This window comes from Stenotrophomonas sp. C3(2023), from assembly GCF_032911385.1.
Taxonomy (GTDB): domain Bacteria; phylum Pseudomonadota; class Gammaproteobacteria; order Xanthomonadales; family Xanthomonadaceae; genus Stenotrophomonas.
In genome coordinates this window covers 442,771-460,435 of the sequence record NZ_JAWJLO010000001.1, presented here as the reverse complement: position 1 = coordinate 460,435, position 17,665 = coordinate 442,771, and the positions used below count along the sequence as shown (strand labels likewise).

At 67.9% G+C, this 17,665-nt stretch carries 13 protein-coding genes; 6 read left to right on the top strand and 7 right to left on the bottom strand.

What is annotated here, in order from left to right:
- On the bottom strand, positions 1–3,675 hold the full coding sequence (locus tag RZA67_RS01890; protein ID WP_317210830.1) for an Ig-like domain-containing protein: 3,675 nt from the start codon (positions 3,673–3,675) through the stop codon (positions 1–3).
- 493 nt (positions 3,676–4,168) lie between these two features.
- Positions 4,169–5,380: a tyrosine--tRNA ligase gene (gene tyrS / locus RZA67_RS01885; protein WP_317210829.1), complete on the bottom strand. Its 1,212-nt coding sequence runs from the start codon at positions 5,378–5,380 to the stop codon at positions 4,169–4,171.
- Positions 5,381–5,551: 171 nt separating this feature from the next.
- Here tyrS and RZA67_RS01880 point away from each other — a divergent pair, with 171 nt between their 5' ends.
- Positions 5,552–7,009: a peptidoglycan DD-metalloendopeptidase family protein gene (locus tag RZA67_RS01880; RefSeq protein WP_317210828.1), complete on the top strand. Its 1,458-nt coding sequence runs from the start codon at positions 5,552–5,554 to the stop codon at positions 7,007–7,009.
- A 62-nt stretch (positions 7,010–7,071) separates the two neighbouring features.
- Positions 7,072–8,214: an anhydro-N-acetylmuramic acid kinase gene (locus RZA67_RS01875; RefSeq protein ID WP_317210827.1), complete on the top strand. Its 1,143-nt coding sequence runs from the start codon at positions 7,072–7,074 to the stop codon at positions 8,212–8,214.
- A 101-nt stretch (positions 8,215–8,315) separates the two neighbouring features.
- Here the strand turns inward: RZA67_RS01875 and RZA67_RS01870 are convergent, their stop codons facing one another.
- Together RZA67_RS01870 and RZA67_RS01865 are read right to left on the bottom strand one after the other, a co-directional pair.
- Positions 8,316–9,617, bottom strand: a complete 1,302-nt coding sequence (locus RZA67_RS01870) for an MFS transporter (protein WP_317210826.1) — start codon at positions 9,615–9,617, stop codon at positions 8,316–8,318.
- Positions 9,614–10,414, bottom strand: a complete 801-nt coding sequence (locus tag RZA67_RS01865) for an exodeoxyribonuclease III (RefSeq protein WP_317210825.1) — start codon at positions 10,412–10,414, stop codon at positions 9,614–9,616. The genes RZA67_RS01870 and RZA67_RS01865 overlap by 4 nt, the downstream gene beginning before the upstream one ends.
- Before the next feature lie 174 nt (positions 10,415–10,588).
- On the opposite strand from RZA67_RS01865, the gene pyrE reads away from it, so the two are divergent.
- Both pyrE and RZA67_RS01855 read left to right on the top strand, forming a co-directional pair.
- Positions 10,589–11,248 carry an orotate phosphoribosyltransferase gene (gene pyrE / locus RZA67_RS01860; RefSeq protein WP_317213774.1) on the top strand — a complete coding sequence of 220 codons (660 nt, stop codon included), beginning with the start codon at positions 10,589–10,591 and terminating at the stop codon, positions 11,246–11,248.
- Positions 11,249–11,271: 23 nt separating this feature from the next.
- Positions 11,272–11,931 carry a hypothetical protein gene (locus tag RZA67_RS01855; RefSeq protein WP_317210824.1) on the top strand — a complete coding sequence of 220 codons (660 nt, stop codon included), beginning with the start codon at positions 11,272–11,274 and terminating at the stop codon, positions 11,929–11,931.
- 56 nt (positions 11,932–11,987) lie between these two features.
- Here the strand turns inward: RZA67_RS01855 and RZA67_RS01850 are convergent, their stop codons facing one another.
- The 3 genes from RZA67_RS01850 to coaBC are packed head-to-tail and all read right to left on the bottom strand — an operon-like array spanning position 11,988 to position 16,052.
- Positions 11,988–14,312, bottom strand: a complete 2,325-nt coding sequence (locus RZA67_RS01850) for a phosphomannomutase/phosphoglucomutase (RefSeq protein ID WP_317210823.1) — start codon at positions 14,310–14,312, stop codon at positions 11,988–11,990.
- A 19-nt stretch (positions 14,313–14,331) separates the two neighbouring features.
- Positions 14,332–14,814, bottom strand: a complete 483-nt coding sequence (dut, locus tag RZA67_RS01845; RefSeq protein WP_317210822.1) for a dUTP diphosphatase — start codon at positions 14,812–14,814, stop codon at positions 14,332–14,334.
- Positions 14,811–16,052 carry a bifunctional phosphopantothenoylcysteine decarboxylase/phosphopantothenate--cysteine ligase CoaBC gene (gene coaBC / locus RZA67_RS01840; protein ID WP_317210821.1) on the bottom strand — a complete coding sequence of 414 codons (1,242 nt, stop codon included), beginning with the start codon at positions 16,050–16,052 and terminating at the stop codon, positions 14,811–14,813. The genes dut and coaBC overlap by 4 nt, the downstream gene beginning before the upstream one ends.
- Positions 16,053–16,226: 174 nt before the next feature.
- On the opposite strand from coaBC, the gene RZA67_RS01835 reads away from it, so the two are divergent.
- Positions 16,227–16,943 (top strand): response regulator transcription factor, encoded by a 717-nt coding sequence (locus tag RZA67_RS01835; RefSeq protein ID WP_317210820.1) that lies wholly within the window; start codon positions 16,227–16,229, stop codon positions 16,941–16,943.
- Entirely contained in the window at positions 16,930–17,643 is a 714-nt protein-coding gene (gene radC / locus RZA67_RS01830; RefSeq protein ID WP_317210819.1) for a DNA repair protein RadC, read from the top strand. Before RZA67_RS01835 ends, radC begins: the two co-directional genes overlap by 14 nt.
- Positions 17,644–17,665: the final 22 nt, after the last annotated feature.

The following is a 17,665-nucleotide window of genomic DNA, read 5'->3' as shown; positions in this document are numbered from 1 at the left end:
TCAGCGATCGGCGCGGTCGGCAGCGGAAGCAGGAGGTGCCGGCACTGCGGTGACCTCCACCTGGTCAGCCAAGGGCGCAGGCAATCGGTCCAGCAGCTGGCGACGCACCACCTCCACCCGCTGGGCCGCCACCTCGGGAGCGCCCGCTGGCACGGCCACCCTCACCTGTCCCCCTCCGCGCTGCTGCAGTACCTGCGCCGCATGGACCAGCACTGCTTCGTTGCCAGGCAGCAGGCCAGCGGTGCCTGGCGCGAACAGGCCCTGGCCGAGCTCAAGCACCGGCCGCGCGGTCGGTGGCGTGAAGCGGCCTTCGGGCAGACGGACGCCGAAGTCGAAGCGCGCCGGCAGGCCGGGCGTCACCCGACGCAGCAGCGGGTTGGGCGTGGTGAAGCCGGCATCGGCTGGCAGGGTGGCGGGGTCCACCTTGAGGATGAAGTTGCGCCCGCGCACCGCACCGCCGTCGATGCCCAGCAGGTGGTAGCGGCCATAGGCATCGGTCTCCACCACCAGTCCCTCGACCGAGGCCACGCGAACACCGGGAATGCCGCGCTCGCCGGGGTCCTGCACGCCGTTGCCGTTGCGGTCGTCGAACACGCTGCCGATGATCAGGCTCTCATCCAGCAGCGGCTCGCCCACCACTTCGACGTCAGCGCCGGCGACGTTGCCGATGCTCGCGCCGCTGGCATCTACGGCGGTCACCCGGTTGGTATGGATGCCCTGGCCGACGCCCGCGCCGACCCGCAGGTAGTAGACCACCGTGGCACGTCCGTTGCCGGGTACATCGATGCCTTCGATGCGCAGCGGCGAGGTGGCACTGACGAAGGCCGCGTTGTCCTGGTCGCGGACTTCCAGCCCTTGGGCAACGTAGGTGAAGCCTGCCGGCAGGGTGTCAAGCAGGGTCACCGCCAGTGCATCGGTGGCGCCCATGTTCTCCACCGTCACCACGTAGCGCACCAGGTCGCCGACCTGCGCGGTGCGCTGCAGCGACTGCTTGGTGAGGCGCAGCACGGTCTGCCCGGCATCGACCCGGATGTCGACCACGCCCTGCACACACAACGGCACCGGCACCGAGTTGTCGCAGATGGTGTAGATGAAGTTGTCCGGACCCACATAGCCCGCCGCACCGGTGTACACGCAGTTGCCGGTGCCGTCGCAGACCGCGCGACCGTTCGGCGGATCACGCAGCACCTGCAGCGTGCTCCAGTCGATCGGCGAGCCGCTGGCACTGACGTTGTCGCGCAGATTGATGGCGACCGGCTCACCTTCGGTGGTGGTGACCGACTCGTCCACCACGGTGATCGTGTTGGGCAGCACCTGCACGGTGACCACCGCGCTGCCACAGCTCGCCGGCACCGCAGCAGTGGCCGGACGGCAGACGGTGTAAGTGAAGCTGTCCGGACCGTTGAAGTTGGCCGCCGGCGTGTAGCGCACCGTGCCGTCGGCCAGCACCTCGGCCGTGCCATTCACTGGCGCGGTACTGATGCTCAGCTCCACTGTGCCCGGCGCCACCGGCTGGCCGTCCACGCGGTCGTTGAGCAGCACCGCGATCACTACCGGGGTTTCCTGCGCCGTGGACGCTGCATCCGCAGCCGCTTCCACCGGCACTGCCGCCGGGGTGTTGGCCAGGGTCACGCTCACCGTACCGATGTCGCAGACAGTCGGGTCGGCGATCAGGCAGATCCGGTACGTGGTGGTATAGGTGGCGCCTGCCACGCCCGCAGCAACGTCCACGCTGCCGTTGGGCTGAATGGTGAGCACGGTGGTGTTGCTGGGGGTCAGCTGCACCAGCGTGGGATCCAGCGCAGCGCCGTTCAGGGTGTCGTTGACCAGCACGTTGAGCACACCCTGTGCACCGGTGACCGGCACCTCGGTGGCGCCGTCATCGACGGCGGTCAGCGTGACCGCAGCGGCGCCCAGGTCGACGCTCACCGTGGCGGTATCGCAGACCGCAGCATACGGCGAGGCGAGGCAGACCCGGTAGGTGAAGCTGTCGGTGCCGCGTTGCCCGGCCTGCGGCGTGTAGACGTAGCTGCCATCCGCGTTGAGCACCACGCTGCCACGCTGGGGAGCGGCCTGCAGCGAGAACACCGCGCCGCTGCCGACGTTGTCGTTGGCACCGACGTTGCCGCTGACCGGCTGGTCATTGGTGACCGTGGCCGTGTCATTGACCGCCTGCGGGCTGACCACCACCAGCACGCTGGCGGTATCGCAGTTGGCCGGCACGGCGGTTTCGCACGCCTGGTAGGTGAGCGTCAGCGCACCGGCCTGTGCCGACGGTGCAATGCTGATCACACCGCTGGGCCCGATGCTGAAGCCTGCCGGTGCGTTGACCAGGCTCAGGGTGACCTGTCCCTGCTGCACCGAATTGCCGCCCAGCGTGTCGTTGGCCAGCACCGAGGCGGTGTTGCCGCCCGCCCCCGGCGTGGTTGGCGTGCTGCTGAAGTTGTCATCCAGCGCCACCAGCGCAGCGCCCGCTGCGGTCACCGTGAGGCTTACCGTGGCGGTGTGGCAGACCGCGCCATCCGGAGCCGGCAGGCAGACCTGGTAGGTGAGCGTGTCCGGACCGGTATAGCCCGGGTTGGGCGTGTAGCTCAGCGTTCCATCCGGGTTGACCGTGACCGTGCCGTTGGCGGGCAGACCCGGCACGGTGACCACGGCGCCCGGCGGCACGGTGTCGTTGGCCAGCACGTCCAGCACCGTGGTGCCGCCGCCCGGGGCCGGGAGCGTGTCGTTGACCGCGTTCGGACGCACCGCCACGATCACCTGCGCGCTCGCGCAGTTGGCCGGCACCGCGGTCTCGCAGACCTGGTACTGCAGAGTGACCGCCGACGGCGGCACGCTGCCGTCGACCGTGATCACGCCATCGGGCGCCATGCTGTAGCCGGCAGGCGGCGCGAGCAGCGTCGCGGTCACAGGGGTGGTGCCCGGCACGATGGCCACGCCATTGAAGCTGTCGTTGAGCAGCACGCTTGCCGTGCTGCCGCCACCGGGCGCCAGCGGCGTGGACCGGAAGTCATCGTTGACGGCTCCCAGCAGGCTGGAGACCGCGTTGACGGTGACAGTCACGGTGGCTGCGTTGCAGACCGCACCATCCGGAGCCGGCAGGCAGACCTGGTAGGTGAGCGTGTCGGTGCCGGTGAAACCTGCGGTGGGCGTGTAGCTGATGCTGCCATCGCCGTTGACGATAGCCGTGCCGCTGCCCGGCGGCACCGCGATCGTCACCACCGGATTGACCGGCAGCGTATCGTTGCCCAGAACATCGAGCACAGTGGTGGTGCCACCAGTGGCCGGCAGGTTGTCATCGACCGCATCCGGGCGCACTGCAACGATGGCCTGTGCGGTAGCGCAGTTGGTCGGCGCTGCCGTTTCGCAGACCTGGTACTGCAGGGTGACCGCCGACGGCGGCACGCTGCCCGCCACCGTGATCACGCCATCGGGCGCCATGGTGTAGCCGGCCGGCGGCGCGAGCAGGGTCGCGGTCACCGGCGTGGTACCCGGCACGATGGCCACGCCGTTGAAGGTGTCGTTGAGCAGCACGCTGGACGTGCTGCCACCGCCCGGTGCCAGCGCAGCCGGCCGGAAGTCATCGTTTGCCGCCTGCAGAAGCGTCGCCGCCACGGTGATGGTGACCACAGCCGTGTGGCAGACCGCGCTGTCCGGAGCCGGCAGGCACACCTGGTAGGTGAGCGTGTCGGTGCCGGTGAAGCCTGCGGTGGGCGTGTAGCTGAGGCTGCCACAAGATACCTGCGCATACTTTCAAAGATCGTGGGAGTCGGCCTCAGCGCCTGTCCCGTCTGCTGCGAAGTTTCCTTCGTAGCGAGCCGCCCATTATAGCCGGCAAATCCGCTTCGTCAACACCTTTTTTCAAGGCCGTCACACCGAGGTGGACGTTGTTGTCGACGCTGCGTCGAGGTCAGCCCCGAGAGGCTTTCGTCGTTGCGAGCCGCCTATTATGCCGGACTTTTCCAGTCCGTCAACACCTTCGTTCGATCATCTCGTCCGGCGGTGGAGGCGCCCCTCCGGGCAACTGCGCCTTGCGGCAGCCCGTTGCGTCGGGGGAGGGAAAGTATGTTCTCTTGTGCAGCGTTTGTGAAGGGGTTCGACGAAACTTTTTCGCTGACCTGGGCCGGCGTTCACATGACCGCCGGCCCCGCTTCATGCTGACCGGTCAGGCGGCGAGCAGACGCACCCGCGCGAAGGTGCGCTTGCCTACCTGCAGCAAGCCTTCAAAACCAGGCTGCAGCACCTGCTGCGCGTCTTCGACGACCTCGCCGTCCACCTTGACCGCGCGCTCCTTGAGCTTGCGGTTGGCTTCGGAATTGCTCGGGGTCAGGCCCGCCGCGGTCAGCAGCGCGGCGATGCGCAGGCCGTCGGCGGGGATGGCCACGTCCTGCAGCGGCAACTGGGTGATGTCCCCCTGCCCGGTCACCGCGGCTTCCCAACCGGCGATGGCCTGCTCGGCCGCAGCAGCGTCGTGGAAGCGGGTGGCCAGCTCGCGCGCCAGCCGCAGCTTCACCACACGCGGGTTCAGTCCGCCGCCAGCAACCTGGTCGCGCAGGGACTGCGCCTCGGCCTGGCTGATGTCAAAGGACAGCAGTTCGATCCAGCGCCACATCAGGTCGTCGCCGATCTTCATGGTCTTGGTGACGATGTCGATGGCCGGTTCGCTGACACCGATGTAGTTGCCCAGTGACTTGGACATCTTGGCCACACCATCGAGCCCCTCCAGCAGCGGCATGGTCAGCACGATCTGCGGCTTCTGACCGTAGTGTTCCTGAAGGCCGCGGCCCATCAGCAGGTTGAACTTCTGGTCGGTGCCGCCGCACTCCACGTCCGCTTCCAGCGCCACCGAGTCGTAGCCCTGCACCAGCGGGTACAGAAACTCATGCAGGGCGATGGACTGCTGGGCCGCATAGCGCTTGGCAAAGTCATCGCGCTCGAGCATGCGGGCCACGGTGTGCTGGCCGGCCAGACGGATCATGTCCGCCGCGCCCATCTCGCCGAACCATTCCGAATTGAAGCGGACCTCGGTGCGGCTGCGGTCGAGCACCTTGAACACCTGCTCTTCGTAGGTGCGCGCGTTGGCCAGCACGTCATCGCGGCTGAGCGGCTTGCGGGTCGCGTTCTTGCCCGACGGGTCGCCGATCATGCCGGTGAAGTCACCGATCAGGAAGATGACCTGATGGCCCAGCTGCTGGAACTGGCGCAGCTTGTTGAGCAGTACCGTGTGGCCCAGGTGCAGGTCCGGCGCGGTCGGGTCGAAGCCAGCCTTCACGCGCAGGGGGCGCCCGCTTTCCAGACGGGCGCGCAGCTCGTCGCTCTTCAGGATTTCGTCGGCTCCGCGACCGATCAGGGCAAGGGCTTCATCAATGGACGACACGTTTACTACTCCCGGCGAGGCCGTTTTGTTCTGTGGGGTTGTTAACGCCAAGTTAACCCGATCGGCTTCACAAAAGCCAACAGGCACAAGGGTTTGACGCGCTTTTCCTAGGTCTTTATGGTAACCCGCGATTGGGCCCGCGCTTCCGGGCCAGCCAGGATATTCCCACTGATGCTCAATTCCGACCACGGCCGTGCGCGCAAGCAGCGCTTCAAGGAACGGCTTCACGTCCTTCACGACAATGCACTCCATCGGAAGCTCAGGCAGCACCTACCCGCGGCGTTCAATGAGCGCTGGACCCGACGACATTGGATGCACGCCAGTCTGTTTGCGACCATCGGCGCGCTGGTAGCGACGATCGTGCCGGGCTTCTCCACCACTATCGACAGCCCGTTCCCCGATGCACACACCAGCCTGGCGCTGCCCTTGCCGCCGATGGACGATGCGCGCCGGCAGCACACCCCCGGTGACAGCTGGCAGGTACTGAGCGTGCAGCGCGGCCAGACGCTGAGTGATCTGTTCGACAAGGCGGGCATCCCCGCCACCACGATGCATCGTGTACTGGATCATCCCGGTGTGCGCGACGCACTGGTGCGGCTGCGTCCGGGTACCGAGATCGCCTTTGATGTGCCGCTTTCCGGTGAACTGCGGGCCATCCGCTTCAACCGCGATGGCGAGCACCGGGTCGAGCTGGCCCTCAACGGCGATGAGATCAAGGAAACGGTGAGCGCGCGCGAAACCAGCACGCGCACGGTGGTAGCCAGTGGCGAGATCACCAGCTCGCTGTACGCCGCCGCACGCCGCGCCGGCCTGTCGCCCTCGGCGATTGCCACGATGACCGACGAGATCTTCAAGTACGATATCGACTTTTCCAAGGAAGTGCAGCCCGGCGACCGCTTCAGCGTGGTGATGGACGAGACCTGGCGCGAAGGCGAGCGGATCGACACCAGCAAGATCCTGGCCGCCACCTTCACCAGCGGCGGCAAAACCTATTCGGGCTTCCGCTTCGAGCGCAACGGCAAGAGCGAGTATTTCGACGCCAGCGGGCGGCCCCTGAAGAAGAGCTTCATCCGCATGCCGATCCAGTTCGCGCGGCTGAGCTCGAACTTCGGCGCCCGCCGGCACCCGGTGCTGGGCAAGATGCGCATGCACAAGGGCGTGGACTACGCCGCCCGCACCGGTACCCCGATCATGGCCGCCGGCGATGCGCGCGTGCAGTTCGCCGGTGTCCAGCGCGGTTACGGCAACGTCGTCATCCTCGATCACGGCCGTGGGCACACCACGTTGTACGGTCACATGTCGCGCTTTGCCAACATCCGTCAGGGCCAGCGCGTGGCGCAGGGCACGGTGATCGGCTATGTGGGGTCCACGGGCCTGGCGACCGGCCCGCACCTGCATTACGAATTCCGCGTCAACGGCGTGCACCGCAATCCGCTGCAGGTGACCATGCCGCCGCCGGAGCCGCTGCGCGGCGCCGAACTGGCCGCGTTCCGTGCCCAGACCGGCCCGGCAATGGCGCGCATTGAAGGCATGGAGAAGCTGATCTATGCCGACGCCAGCCCGGCAAAGCCGGCGGCAACGGCGGTAGCGGCGGCAACGGCCCCGGTGCCGCCTGCCAAGCGTGGCTGAGCCGCGTTGACGCATGCCTCGAGGGCGCCCAAGCTGGCGCCCTCGTCTTTTCTGGATCCGCCATGGCTGCTGCGCCCCGTCACCCCGAGCCCGAAGATGGACTGCTGTACCTGGGCCTGATGTCCGGCACCAGTGCCGACGGCATCGATGCGGCGCTGGTGCGGTTTCCGGCCGCAGGCGGCTGCCGCTTCGTCGCCGGGCTGACCCATGCGTGGGAGCCCACCCTGCAGCAGCGGCTGATAGCACTGGGCCAGGGCGCTGACCTCGCCTCGCTGGACGAGCTGGGAGACCTTGATGCCCGCATCGGGCTGGCCTTTGCCGAGGCCGCATTGCGCCTGCTGGACGATGCGGGTGTGACCTCGGACCAGGTGCGGGCGATCGGCTCGCACGGGCAGACCGTGCGCCACCGTCCCATGGCCGATCCGGCGTTCACCCTCCAGCTCGGCGACGCCAACCGCATCGCCGAGCGCACCGGCATCACCACCGTCGCCGACTTCCGTCGCCGCGACGTGGCTGCAGGCGGCCAGGGCGCGCCGCTGATGCCGGCCTTCCATCTGGCCATGCTCGGGACTGCCGCGCAGGACCGCGCGATCCTCAACCTCGGCGGCATCGGCAACCTCAGTCTGGTGCGCCACGACGGCAGCATTCTGGGCTTCGATACCGGGCCGGCCAATGCCCTGCTGGATGGCTGGTGCCAGCGTCATACCGGTAGGCCGTATGACCACGATGGCGGCTTCGCCGCTGCCGGCACGGTACTGCCGGCGCTGCTGCAGCGGTGGCTGGACGATCCGTGGTTCGCGCTGCCACCGCCGAAAAGCACGGGGCGTGAGCAGTTCCACATGGACTGGGTGGATGCCGCCGTCGCCGGCATGCCGCATGCGCCCGCCGATGTGCAGGCCACCCTGCTCGAGCTGACCGCCGCCACCGTTGCCGAGGCGCTGCTGCGGCACCAGCCCGGCACCGCCGAGGTACTGGTGTGCGGCGGCGGCGTGCGCAACGGCCAGCTGATGGCCTGCCTGCAGGCCCACCTGCCGAAGATGTCAGTGGTTTCCAGCGCGCGCCATGGCCTGGACCCGGATTACATGGAGGCGATGGGTTTTGCCTGGCTGGCCCGGCAGACCCTGGAGGGTCTGGCTGGCAATCTGCCCAGCGTAACCGGGGCCAGCGGTCCGCGCGTGCTGGGTGCGATCCATCCGGGCCGGTAGCACAGGGCGCTGCGTCGGCAGCGGCGAAGGCAAAGGCAGAGGCAACAGCACGCAAGGGCGTGACGACCAACGGTCGTCGCCCGCCAGCAGCACGGGGCGGGTCAGTCGGCGGCGCGCTGATGGTCGCCGATGCGTGGCCACAGCCAGACCAGCAGCAGCAGGGTCGGTACGACGGTGACCGAGCTGAGGATGAAGAACATGCTGTAGGAGGTTGCTTCGACAATGTAGCCGGAGACGCCGCCGACGAACTTGCCCGGCAGATTGGCCAGCGACACCAGCAGTGCGTACTGGGTCGCGGTGAAGTTGCGGTCGGTCAGCGAAGACATGAAGGCGACCAGCACCGTCCCGGCAAAGCCCTGGAACAGGTTGTCCGCGCTCAATGCCACATAGAACGCCCACAGCTGGCCCGGGTTGCAGGCCATCACCAGGAAGGCGAGATTGGACAGCGCCACGCCCAGCGCCGCCAGCAGCAGCATCCGGCGGAAGCCGAACGCCGCCACGGCGATGCCACCGGCGAACGCGCCGGCGATACCGACCCAGACGCCGAACAGCTTGGAGACGGTGGCGATGTCGGCCTTGTCGAAGCCCGAATCAAGGTAGAACGGTCCTGCCATTACCCCGATCACCTGGTCCGGGAACTTGAACAGGCCCACGAACGCCAGCAGGGCCACGGCCAGCGGCACACCGTTGCGCTTGAAGAAACCGGTGATCGGCTGCAGGAACGCCTCGCGGACGTCGATGCGCCGCTGCACGGCCTGCACCGGCTGGTCCGGCTCACGGCACAGCAGGGTGGTCAGAATCGGCAGCAGCATCAGCGAGGCCATCGCCAGGTAGGCAACGATCCAGCCCTCGTACTGGGCCAGATAGAGCGCACCGGCGCCGGCCAGGATCAGGCCGATGCGGTAGCCCAGCGTATAGGTGGCTGCCAATGCGGCCTGCGCCGTCTCAGGCGCGATTTCGATGCGGTAGGCGTCGACCACCGAGTCCTGCGTCGCGCCGGCAAAGGAGGCCACCAGCACCCAGGCCACCAGCGGAGCCACGCCCTGCTCGGGACGCACGAAGGCAAGCGCCACCAGGCCGACCAGCACCAGCACCTGCGAGACCAACAACCACGAGCGGCGGCGGCCGAGGAAGGCGGTCAGCGGGAAAGCGTAGCGGTCCAGCAGAGGCGCCCAGACGAACTTGAGCAGGTAGAAGAAGCTGGCCAGACTGATCAGCCCGATGCTGCCCAGGTCCAGGCCGACATCGCGCAGGCGCGTGGACAGGGTCTGCGAGGCGATCAGCAGAAACGGCAGGCCACTGCCGAACCCGAGCAGCGCCATGGTCAGGGCCGAAGGCGTGGCGAAGGCGCGCTTGATGCCCGCCCAGCCCTTGTACGATGGTGTGGCGGCGATCTCGCTCACAGCGCGTAGTCCACGCTGAAGGGGGCGTGGTCGGAGAAGCGCTGGTCGCGGTAGATCGAGCAGCCCTGCAGGCGATCGCGCAGGCCCGGGGTGACGAACTGGTAGTCGATGCGCCAGCCGACGTTGTTGGCGCGGGCGGCACCGCGGTTGCTCCACCAGGTGTAATCCTCACCGGTGGGGTTGAGCAGCCGGTAGGCATCGGTCCAACCGCGGCCACTGGTCAGGTCGGTTGGCTGGCCGTGGTCGGCGCAGAGTGCGTTGAGCCAGTCGCGCTCTTCCGGCAGGCAGCCCGAGTTTTTCTGGTTGGACTTCCAGTTCCGGATATCCAGCGCCGAGCGCACGATGTTCCAGTCGCCGCAGAGCACGTAATCGCGCCCGCTGTGCAGCCACTGGTCGAGGATCGGCCGCAGCCACTCCATCACTTCGAACTTGAATCCCTGGCGCAGGTCGCCGGAACTGCCCGACGGGATATAGAAGGACACCACGCTCAGGTTGCCGTAACGGGCCTCGATATACCGCCCTTCGTCGTCGAACGGCGACCAGCCCAATGAGGTCAGTACCTGGTCCGGCTCACGCCGGCTGTAGATGCCCACCCCGCTGTACCCCTTGCGGGTGATGGCGTCGCGATAGAAGCAGTGGTGACCGTCAGGCCGGAACATCGCATCGGTCAGCTGCGCTTCCTGCGCCTTGGTCTCCTGCAGGCAGAGGATGTCGGCCTCCTGGGTGGCGAACCAGTCGAGGAAGCCCTTGGTGGCGGCGGAGCGGATGCCATTGGCGTTGAAACTGATGATGCGCATGCAGAACCTGTAGTGGAGACCGGGAGGACCAGTGGTCCTTCGCCGGGCATCGTACCAATGCGCTGCGGCCTGCGGGTGGAAATCCGGCGCGGGCAGGCGGCGCGTTCCGCCGCGACGACGCCCCCCCGCATGCAGTACGCTCTGCATTCCAGAAATGAACAGTATTTGAGCAAGATGAGCGACCATCGTCACCGTTTCCTGCAGCTGGCCCTGGCGGCCGATGCCCTGCGTTTTGGCCAGTTCACCCTGAAGTCCGGTCGACTGAGCCCCTATTTTTTCAATGCCGGCCGCTTTGACTCCGGCTCCCGCCTGGCCCAGCTGGGGCTGTGCTACGCCGACGCGGTTGCCGCCGCCGGGATCAGGTACGACGTGGTATTCGGCCCCGCCTACAAGGGGATTCCGCTGGCCACCGCGATGGCCTGCGAGCTGGCCCAGCGTGGCCAGGACCTGCCGCTGTCGTTCAACCGCAAGGAAGTGAAGGACCACGGCGAAGGCGGCCAGCTGATCGGTGCCGACCTCAACGGCAAGCGCGTGCTCATCGTTGACGATGTGATCACCGCCGGCACCGCCATCCGCGAAGCGCTGTCGATCATCCGCGCCGCCGGCGGCACCCCGGCCGGCATCGTGGTTGCGCTGGACCGCCAGGAGATCGCCTCGGAAACCGATTCTCGCTCGGCCGCGCAGGCGGTGGCCGAAGAAGCCGGCATTCCGGTGGTGGCCGTGGCCACGCTGGCCGACCTGCTGGAGTTCGCATCCGGTAATCCGGAGCTTGTCGGTTACCGCCAGTCGCTGGAAGATTACCGCTCGCGCTACGGCATCGCCGCCAAGCGCTGAACCATCCCGGGGAGGGGATCGTCATGGCCAGGGCAACGCTGCTCACCACCGCCGTCGTTCTGCTGCTCGTGCTTCCCCTGACCGCAGCGGCCCAGCAATCCACCCGCGACAAACGCCAGGGTGAAGGCAAAGCGCGCAAGCTCTACTGCTGGAACGAGGGCAATGAACGGATCTGCAGCGACACACTGCCGGCAGACGCGGTCAACAATGCACGTGAGGAGTTCAACGCCCGCACCGGCCAGCGCAGTGCGCAGGTGGGTGCGGCATTGAATGCGGACGAGCGCGCCGATGCCGCGGTGGAAGCCGAGCAGGCGCGCCTGGACCTGATGGCGCAGCAGACCCGGCAACGGACCGAGCAGGCACTGCTGTCCAACTACCCGGACGAGGCCGCGCTGCGCACGGTCTTCAATGAGCGTGCCAGTATTCTGGACAACACCATCGCCACGGCGCGCTACAACGTGGCCAGCCTGCGCGAGGGCCTGTTCACCGCGCTGGCCAGCGCCGGCGAACGCGAGCTGGCTGGCGCCAAGGTCAGCGACAAGCAGACCGAGGTGATCCGGCAGCGCCACGCCCAGTTGCGGGCGCAGCAGCGGCTGCAGGCCGGATTCGAGCGGCAGCGCCAGGAGCTGGACGCCGAGGTGGAGGCCACCCTGCTGCGCTTCCGGCAGCTGAAAGGCCTGTAACGCCCGGTCGCACACGTTGCGCAGCGGGGCAGAGCCCCGCTCTACGCGCCGAGAACTCAGAATCCCAGTGCGGTGCTGCCGACCAGCGGCTGCAGCTGGCTGCGGAACAGTGACTTGATGCGTTCCAGTGCGGCTTCGTCGTCACCCTCGAACCGCAGAACCAGCATCGGGGTGGTATTGGACGCACGCACCAGTCCCCACCCGTCAGCGAAGTCAACGCGCAGACCGTCAATGGTCGACACACGGCCACCGACAAACGGGTTGTCCGGACCCTGCGCCGCGCTCAGCACCAGCGACATCAGCGCATGCGGCGTCCCCTGCTCCACCGGCACCTTGATCTCCGGCGTGGTCACCGCATCGGGCAGTCCGGCCAGCACCTCCTGCGGCGACTCATCGCGCAGGGCGAGAATCTCCAGCAGGCGCGCGGCGGCGTACAGGCCATCGTCGAACCCATACCAGCGTTCGCGGAAGAAGAAGTGCCCGGTCATCTCGCCGGCCAGCTCGGCATCGGTCTGCGCCATCCTGGCCTTGATGAGCGAATGCCCGGTCTTCCACATCTGCGGGCTGCCCCCGTGGCGGAGCACGAAATCAGCCAGCCTGCCGGTGCACTTCACGTCGTAGATCACCATCGCGCCCGGGTTGCGCATCAGCACGTCGGCGGCGAACAGCATCAGCAGGCGATCGGCGTAGACGATGGTGCCATCGGGGGTGACCACGCCAAGCCGGTCACCGTCGCCGTCAAAGGCCACGCCGAGGTCTGCGCCGAAGCGCTTGACCGTCTGTACCAGGTCGTCAAGGTTGCCCGGTTCGCTGGGATCGGGATGATGGTTGGGGAAGGTGCCGTCGACATCGCAGTAGAGCGGAATGACCTCGGCCCCGATGGCTTCCAGCAGCGGCTGGGCAAGCACGCCGGCCACGCCATTGCCGGCATCGGCGACGACCTTCAGCGGGCGCTCCAGCTGCACGTCGTTGGCGATGCGCTGCACATAGTCGTCGCCCACCTCGCGCTGCTGGTAGCTGCCCGGCTCGGCGGCCTGCGCGAGGCGGCCTTCGACGATGCGCTGGTACAGGGCGGTGACCGCATCGCCGGACAGGGTGACGCCGGCGATGACGATCTTGAAGCCGTTGTAGTCCACCGGATTGTGGCTGCCGGTGACCGCCACGCAGCTTCCGGTCTGCAGCTGATGGCTGGCGAAGTACACCACCGGCGTGGGCGCCAGGCCGATATCGATGACGTTGCAGCCGGCGCGGCGCAGCCCCTCGGCCAGCGCGCCACTCAGCTCGGGTCCGGAAAGACGGCCATCACGGCCGATCACGACCTCGGCCAATCCCTGTTCGAGTACTTCACTGCCGATCGCCTGGCCGATCAGGGCGGCCACCTTGGGGGTCAGCTCGCGCCCCACCACGCCACGGATGTCGTAGGCGCGGAAGATGCCTTCGGGCACATGCGGTACCTCCACCGGTGCCGGCACCGACACAACGTGTTCGGCGACCGGGGCCTCGACAGCCGCCTGCGCCAGACTCTCACGCAGGGTGAGTCCGGTATCGCCGTCGCTCTCTGCAGCCGCGTTGCGACGTCGTGGCAAGCGTACCCGGCCCAGCACCAGCAGCAGCGCGATGGCACCGAGCAGGGCCGCCACGATTGCCGACGGTAACGCGCCCAGGCCCAGCGGGCCCGGTTCGACACCGGGAACAGCCGCCGCCACCCGCAGCCCGCTGCCAGGCACCGGCCGCGCCAGCGAGTTCGCACTGTCGGCCAGCTTGCGACTGCCGCGCTCGGCGATGTTGTAGTTGCCCTGGCGCAGGGCCAGATAGGCGCGCCCCGGGCTGTTGACCGCCGCCAACGGCGCGGTCAGGCGCTGCAGTGGCTGACGGACGTACACCACGACGGGCGCCTGGCCGGACGGCTCGACCACTGCGGCAAGACCAAGGCGCACGCCTCCTGCATCGCGCACCACACGCAGCACCGGCGCCCCTTCGCGCAGCGCTGATTCAAGCAGCGCCAACCGCGCATAGCCGAAGCTCGCCGGGTCGGCATAGGCGGCGTCCAGCGTAGCCGGCAGAACCTGCACCGCTTCCACGCCCGTCCACGCCTGCTGCAGCGCTGCGGCCGCAGCCGCCGCATCACCGTTGGACAGCGCCTGCTGCACCGGTTCGGCGCGCAGCAGCGCGCTGAACTGCGCGCGCTGTGCGGCGACGGTCTTCTCCACGCCCTTCAGCGCGGTATCACGCGCGCGCTCGAGCTCACTGGCAACCGACGCCTCGCGCCACTGCTGCGCGGCGCTCCAGCCGAACACCGCGGCCAGCAGGGCCAGAGCAACGGCCAACAACAGCCCTGTGCGCCCGGTCACGGCCAATATCTCTTTCCCCTTGCTGCCCATTGCGCTCCCCCCCGGGTGGTCAACGTACTCCGGTGTGCCCGAAACCGCCTGCTCCACGTTCGCTGGCAGTGAAAGTATCCACTACCTGCAGGCTGACGCGGGCGATGGGCACCACCACCAGCTGCGCGATGCGGTCACCGGCTTCGATGGTGAACGCTTCGCGGCCCCGGTTCCAGACGCTGATCAACAACGGACCCTGGTAATCCGCATCGATCAACCCGGTGCCGTTGCCCAGCACGATGCCGTGGCGATGCCCGAGCCCGGAGCGCGGCAGGATCACCGCGCACAGGTTGGGGTCGGCGACGTGGATCGCCAGCCCGCTCGGCACCAGTGCCGTGTCGCCAGGCTGCAGGGTCAGCGGCGCTTCGAGCGCGGCGCGCAGGTCGAGCCCCGCGCTGGCTTCGGTGGCATAGGCCGGCAGCGGCCAGGTATCGCCGAAACGCGGATCCAGCAGCTTTACCTGCAGCGGCTGCAGAGCAGCGGAGGACGAGGAGGTGTTCATGCTTTGAGCCTTTGTGCCACCAGGGCAAGAAGTTGTTCAGCCAGTTCGGCCTTGGAGGTCGCCGGGAAAACCTGCTCGCCGTCCTGCCAGTAAGCGGTGGCGGCGTTGTCATCGCTTTCAAAGCCGCCCGTAGCGAGGCCGACCTGGTTGGCGATCACCAGATCCAGATGCTTGTCGACCAGCTTGCCACGTGCGTACTTTTCCACGTCGTGGGTTTCGGCAGCAAAACCGACCACCAGCTTGAGCGCCTGCTCCTGCGCCGCCACCTCGGCCAGGATGTCGACGGTGCGCACCAGCTCAAGCACCAGCGAGGTGCTGCCGGCGGACTTTTTCAGCTTCTGCGGCGCCACCTGGCGCGGCGTGTAGTCAGACACCGCGGCGGCACCGATGTAGATGTCCGCCGGCAATGCCTCAAGCACCGCCTGGCGCATCTGCGCGGCCGAACGCACGCTGATCCGCTGCACGCCGGCCGGGCAAGGCAGCTGCACCGGCCCACTGACCAGCACCACCTGCGCGCCTTGTCGGGCAGCGGCCGTGGCCAGCGCGTACCCCATCTTGCCGCTGCTGCGGTTGCCGACGTAACGCACCGGGTCGATATCTTCGTAGGTGGGGCCGGCGCTGATCACGATGCGCAGCCCGGCCAGCGCATTGCGGGCGCCGTCCGCCTGCGGTGGCGCGTGTGCGGCCACCAGCGCGGCCACGATGTCGCCCGGCTCAGCCAGGCGGCCCGGGCCCGACTCGCCCTCGGCCAGCGGGCCGTCCACCGGTCCGATGATCTGGGCGCCGCGCTCGCGCAGCAGGGTGATGTTGGCCTGTGTGGCAGGATGCAGCCACATGCGATGGTTCATCGCCGGGCACAGGGTCAGCGGGGCGGTACTGGCCAGACACAGCGTGGTCACCAGGTCATCGGCCTGGCCGTGGGCGAGGCGGGCCAGCAGGTCCGCCGTGCCCGGTGCAACCACGATGCGGTCGGCCCAGCGCGCCAGTTCGATATGCCCCATGGCCTGCTCGGCAGCACTGTCCCACAGGGTCGTCCGGGTGGGCTGGCCGGACAGCGCCTGGAAGCTGAGCGGCGTGACGAACTGCTGCGCACCGGCGGTCATCGCCACCTGCACCAGCGCACCGGCATCGCGCAGGCGGCGGACCAGTTCCAATGACTTGTAGGCGGCAATACCGCCGCCCACGCACAGCAGCAGCTTCCTGCCCTGCAGGGAGCGCTGCACCTGCAGGGATGCCATGGGTTGGTCGGCCACCGGTAAATCCTATGCAAACAAAGGCATTAGCTTACCCGAAGGTCCGTAAAACACCGCTAGCGGCCGATATAACCTGGGGCGATAACGTGATTCATCGACCCTCGGTACGCGACCTGCCGCCGCGTGCGCATACGAACGGCGCCGTCATGGGAGTTCATCGTGCCCCTTCGCGTCATCATCGCCGACGATCACGCCCTCATCCGCCAGGGCGTGCAGATGCTGCTGGAGCAGAACCAGGTGGCCACCGTCGCCGTGGCAGCCAGCGGCGATAACCTTCTCGACCAGCTGCACCAGCACGATTGCGACGTGCTGGTACTGGACCTGGCCATGCCGGGAACGGGACCTGATGGTCCGGCACTGCTGCTGCAGATCCGCGCCCGCTATCCGATGCTGCCCGTGCTGCTGTTCACTGGCACAGCCAGCACCGCACTGCTGGCCCACCTGATGCGACGTGGCGTGCGCGGCGCCGTGGAAAAATCGGAATCAATGGACGAGCTGGTTGCCGCGGTGCAGGCCGTAGCGGCTGGGGAGCGGTTCGTTTCCTCGCACCTTCAGCAGCGCATGCTGGCGCGCGACATCGACCCCCAGCAGAGTCCGCCCCCCCTGTCGCTGCGTGAACGGGCCGTCGTCGAGCAGCTGCAGGGCGGCTTGCCGCTGGGCCGCATCGCCCACCTGCACGGGCGCAGCCCCAAGACCGTCAGCCGGCAGAAAATCGATGCAATGCGCAAGCTGGGCGTCGTCGGCGATTACGAACTGCATCAGCTGCTGCGGGCCTGTCCCACAGCCGCCGTCGCTGTTGCCCGATCAGAATCCGTGGCCGGCACCGATGCGACGCCACTCGACGCCCCCTCACACTGGCCTCATGACGATCATTGACTGGCCGGCACCCGAACGCCCACGCGAACGCCTTCTGGCCAATGGCCCGGGCGTGCTCTCAGATGCCGAACTGCTCGCGCTGTTTCTCGGCTCCGGCAGCAAAGGCCTGGACGCGGTGGCCACCGCGCGTCGGCTGCTGGCCCACCACGGGCCGCTGCGGCGCCTGCTTGATCGCCCCGCCAGCGAGCTGATGCAGCTGCCGGGGCTGGGCCCGGCCCACAGCTGCACACTGGTCGCCGGCCTGGAGCTGGCGCGCCGCCATCTGGCCGCGCAGCTGCGTGAAGGCGACGCGTTGGCCAGCTGCCCACAGGTGGCAGGGCGCTACCTGCAGCAACTGCTGCGCGGACGCGCCAATGAGGTGTTCGTCGGCCTGTTCCTGGACAACCAGCACCGCCTGCTGGCCTGCGAAGAACTGTTCCAGGGCACGGTCAACGGGGCGGTGATCCATCCGCGGGAAGTGGTCAGGCGAGCACTGGCCCTCAATGCCGCGGCGATGATCATCAGCCACAACCATCCCTCGGGCGACCCCACACCGTCCCAGGCCGACCGTGATGTCACCTGCCAGCTCACCGCTTCACTGGCCCTGGTCGACGTTCGCCTGCTCGACCATATCGTCATTGGCGAGGGGCCCCCCGTTTCATTTGCTGAACAGGGGTGGATGAATCCGCCAACGAACAGCGCAGGTGGGCCGATCAGCTGATTCTCCGGGAAGCGTCGCGGGG

Excerpts from the sequence above, each read along its gene's own strand:
- RZA67_RS01875 (WP_317210827.1), top strand. The coding sequence starts at position 7,072 with ATGGCTGCTGCGCCCCGTCACCCCGAGCCCGAAGATGGACTGCTGTAC.
- radC (WP_317210819.1), top strand. The coding sequence starts at position 16,930 with ATGACGATCATTGACTGGCCGGCACCCGAACGCCCACGCGAACGCCTT.
- RZA67_RS01855 (WP_317210824.1), top strand. The coding sequence starts at position 11,272 with ATGGCCAGGGCAACGCTGCTCACCACCGCCGTCGTTCTGCTGCTCGTG.
- RZA67_RS01880 (WP_317210828.1), top strand. The coding sequence starts at position 5,552 with ATGCTCAATTCCGACCACGGCCGTGCGCGCAAGCAGCGCTTCAAGGAA.
- dut (WP_317210822.1), bottom strand. The coding sequence starts at position 14,814 with ATGAACACCTCCTCGTCCTCCGCTGCTCTGCAGCCGCTGCAGGTAAAG.
- RZA67_RS01850 (WP_317210823.1), bottom strand. The coding sequence starts at position 14,312 with ATGGGCAGCAAGGGGAAAGAGATATTGGCCGTGACCGGGCGCACAGGG.
- pyrE (WP_317213774.1), top strand. The coding sequence starts at position 10,589 with ATGAGCGACCATCGTCACCGTTTCCTGCAGCTGGCCCTGGCGGCCGAT.
- RZA67_RS01865 (WP_317210825.1), bottom strand. The coding sequence starts at position 10,414 with ATGCGCATCATCAGTTTCAACGCCAATGGCATCCGCTCCGCCGCCACC.
- coaBC (WP_317210821.1), bottom strand. The coding sequence starts at position 16,052 with ATGGCATCCCTGCAGGTGCAGCGCTCCCTGCAGGGCAGGAAGCTGCTG.